Below are 3,694 nucleotides of genomic sequence, written 5' to 3'. Positions count from 1 at the left end.
AAAACGTTTAAAATATTTTCAACAACCTATCGAAATCATCGTAAACGCTTCGGATTACGAATGAATTTGATTGCTGGCATTATCAATCATGAACTAGGATTCTAGTTTTGCAGGAAGTCTATTGTCAAAAATGTGATGGTAATCTTGTCCATCGACTGTCAGGTGACGTTCATAAATGCCTGAAGTCACGACAGATTGATTGACAACGGGAATGGTCATTAAGTGATTTCCCCTCGGATTGGCTGAATCTTGAATCTCGATTTGCCAAGGGTTATCCCCTCTTGTCTGATTTTTTCCAATGGTCAGGATACTCCCTCCCAGATTGATCAAGGCAGAAGTCATACCCTCTTTTCTAAGAAATTGGGCACCCTTTATCTGCACTATAACCCTTGACTAAACAACCTAAATCGATTTTCATTCCTTTCTGCTTTAAGAATACAATGGAAGTAGAAGAATCTAACTCGATATCATGAGGATTGATTAGAGACAGCACCGCTTCAATTTCTTGAGGTTGTGCAGCTTTGGCATCTGAAAAACCAATGCGCCAGGTTTGAATTAGGGGACCAATACTGATGTTGAGCTGGCTATAGAGTGCTAGGCTATGCTCTAAACCAAGTGAAATCAGTTCAAACAGGTCTGGATGAACAGTGACGGGGGCTATTCCTGCTTGATAATTGATTTCCATCAACTCAGATTCTTGACTATTGGCATTGAAATGGTATTCAAGCTTTTTGAGCAAATCAAAGGATTTTTGGAGTAAGATATCTGCTCACTCATTAACTAATGAAATAGTGATAGTGGTTCCCGTTAGGAGTTCAGAATGTGAACGAAGAGGCAAGCTAGCAACTTTTTTCTTTTGTAGAAAATAAGTTGCAATATCAAATAATTATATAAATGGAAGCCCTTGTATTTTATTTTCATGTTATTATAATACCATAAAGCTAGAATTTTCATAAATTAAATTTGGAAAAAGTCAAGAAATATGCTTAAAAAAATTCATTAGGCTTGAAATTAGGATAAATGGAGAATTGTTTTTGATAAAAAATGATAAAGTAATAGCAAACCTCTGGTAAACGCTGACAATAAATGGTATACTAGTAAGGTAAATTTAGAATGAAAGTAGGAAATTTTTTATGAGTAAAATTGTTGTAGTCGGTGCTAACCATGCTGGTACAGCATGTATTAATACTATGTTGGATAATTTTGGAAATGAGAACGAAATTGTTGTATTTGACCAAAACTCTAGCATCTCTTTCCTAGGATGTGGAATGGCTCTTTGGATTGGTAATCAAATTGACGGTGCTGAAGGCTTGTTCTATTCTGATAAAGAAAAATTGGAAGCTAAAGGTGCTAAGGTTTACATGAACTCACCTGTTCTTTCAATCGACTATGATAACAAAGTAGTCACAGCCGAAGTTGAAGGAAAAGAGCACAAAGAATCATACGAGAAATTGATTTTCGCTACAGGTTCTACACCAATCTTGCCACCAATAGAAGGTGTTGAAATTCTTAAAGGAAACCGCGAATTTAAAGCAACTCTTGAAAACGTACAATTCGTGAAATTGTACCAAAACGCTGAAGAAGTGATCAATAAACTTGCTGACAAGAGCCAACACCTTGACCGTATCGCCGTTGTTGGTGGTGGTTACATTGGTGTTGAACTTGCTGAAGCCTTTGAGCGTCTTGGAAAAGAAGTTGTCCTTGTCGATATCGTTGATACTGTCTTGAACGGTTACTATGACAAAGACTTTACACAAATGATGGCGAAGAACTTGGAAGACCACAACATCCGCTTGGCTCTTGGTCAAACTGTTAAAGCAATCGAAGGTGACGGTAAAGTTGAACGCTTGATTACCGATAAAGAAACTTTTGATGTGGATATGGTTGTTCTTGCGGTTGGTTTCCGTCCTAACACAGCTCTTGCTGACGGTAAGATTGAACTCTTCCGAAATGGTGCTTTCCTTGTAGATAAGAAACAAGAAACTTCAATTCCAGGTGTATTTGCAGTTGGTGACTGTGCGACTGTCTATGATAATGCTCGTAAAGACACAAGCTACATCGCCCTTGCTTCAAACGCAGTTCGTACTGGTATCGTTGGTGCCTACAATGCTTGTGGACATGAATTGGAAGGAATCGGTGTTCAAGGTTCAAACGGTATCTCAATCTATGGTCTTCACATGGTTTCAACTGGTTTGACTCTTGAAAAAGCAAAAGCTGCAGGTTACAATGCGACTGAGACAGGATTTAACGATCTTCAAAAACCAGAATTCATGAAACACGATAACCATGAAGTAGCGATTAAGATTGTCTTTGACAAAGATAGCCGTGAAATTCTTGGTGCCCAAATGGTTTCACACGATATTTCAATCAGCATGGGAATTCACATGTTCTCACTTGCTATCCAAGAGCATGTAACAATTGATAAATTGGCATTGACAGACCTCTTCTTCTTGCCACACTTCAACAAACCATACAACTACATCACAATGGCTGCCCTTACAGCTGAAAAATAAAAATGATGAACTATCTGGTCTTAAGTTAAGGTCGGATAGTTTTTTAGGTACGACGGGTCATGGCCTACATCTGAGGAACAAGTCCTCTGTGGGCACTAGCTACCGATGAACCCAACAGCGCCCCTCAATCCTGACTATCGTGAGGTAGCGGACGAAGACGGTCTGGAGATAGACCCTGACGTTAGAGTAAAAAACGTTAGAGGAAAGAATAGCGAAATCCTGGTTCTAGGAACAGAGAGGTGCTAGGAAAGCCTATCTAGCAGATGAGATAGCCAAGAACTCTAAAGTTTAAATAGGTAGTCGTAACTTATATCTGTAAGTCATGAAAGTAATTGAATTCGGACTAAGGTTTGTGTGAAAAAGATAAATCTTCCTAGAGTCCAAAGATTCTGCGTCCGATTTCCTATTTTCACTGTAACCTTTTAACGTCCTCTGTTATAAAGGAAGAAAGATCTAGGACTGATCCCGTGAGGTTTCATGAGCGCCTAAAGCATAGTAACAAGGAATCATGAGAAGTCAGCAGAAGCCATAGTAGTGATGAAGTTTCTGTAGTAGTATTAAATGGTCCAGTTGTATTTCCCAAAAGATGTGCCAATACAATGTATTACATAAATCGAATTTTAAATCTTAGGAAGTAGAAATTTTTAATGGTAGTAGATTTTCAAAGTGGTGAAATATGTTGAGGAATTTATTTTCTTTTCAAACATCAGATATTATTTATTTTGATAATGCAGCTACAGTTCCCAAGCCAAAAGCTGTTGTTAATAAATTAACAGAAGTTTATTCAGGAATTCCAATAAACATTAAGAGACATAATTCAAAAAATGATTTAATTTTTTCTAATGAATATGAGGCTGTTAAGAAAAAAATTAAAAATTTTCTAAGTGCCAGTAACTACAATGTGCTTTTCACTAAAAGTGCTACGGAGGCTTATAACTTACTTAGTAGGTCTATAAAATATAATAAAGGTAAATTAGGTGTGTCTGTATTAGAACACCATTCTAATTATTTACCTTGGAAAATGTTATAGTTGCTTAGTTTCAAACAAGCATGTTATAATAAAGCTATGGCATATAGTACAGATTTTAAACAGCGAGCATTAGATTACATCAAAGAGGGGCACAGCCATGTCGAGGCAGCCAAGGTTTTTGATGTTGGCGTCAGAACTCTCTTCACGTGGG

General features: G+C 37.4%; 3 protein-coding genes and 2 pseudogenes. 4 read left to right on the top strand and 1 reads right to left on the bottom strand.

The genetic code is table 11. The features are described from left to right. Positions 1-105 (top strand): annotated as a pseudogene (locus HT699_RS10510) (IS5/IS1182 family transposase); the annotation flags it as partial. 12 nt (positions 106-117) lie between these two features. On the opposite strand, the pseudogene HT699_RS10505 reads toward HT699_RS10510, so the two are convergent. After that, positions 118-838: pseudogene (locus HT699_RS10505) on the bottom strand (FAD:protein FMN transferase); the annotation flags it as partial. Between the two features lie 295 nt (positions 839-1,133). On the opposite strand from HT699_RS10505, the gene HT699_RS10500 reads away from it, so the two are divergent. The 3 genes from HT699_RS10500 to HT699_RS10490 all read left to right on the top strand — a co-directional run. Beyond that, entirely contained in the window at positions 1,134-2,513 is a 1,380-nt protein-coding gene (locus HT699_RS10500; protein WP_000036801.1) for an FAD-dependent oxidoreductase, read from the top strand. A gap of 676 nt (positions 2,514-3,189) precedes the next feature. Beyond that, on the top strand, positions 3,190-3,543 hold the full coding sequence (locus HT699_RS10495) for an aminotransferase class V-fold PLP-dependent enzyme (protein WP_000945719.1): 354 nt from the start codon (positions 3,190-3,192) through the stop codon (positions 3,541-3,543). Positions 3,544-3,579: 36 nt separating this feature from the next. After that, the coding region (locus HT699_RS10490; protein ID WP_240149897.1) for a transposase at positions 3,580-3,694 on the top strand (115 nt) is incomplete at its 3' end.

The organism is Streptococcus sp. 1055 (genome assembly GCF_013276815.1).
Taxonomy (GTDB): Bacteria; Bacillota; Bacilli; order Lactobacillales; family Streptococcaceae; genus Streptococcus; species Streptococcus pseudopneumoniae.
Note: the sequence above shows the minus strand (reverse complement) of the source record. Positions and strands in the feature narration are given on the sequence as shown.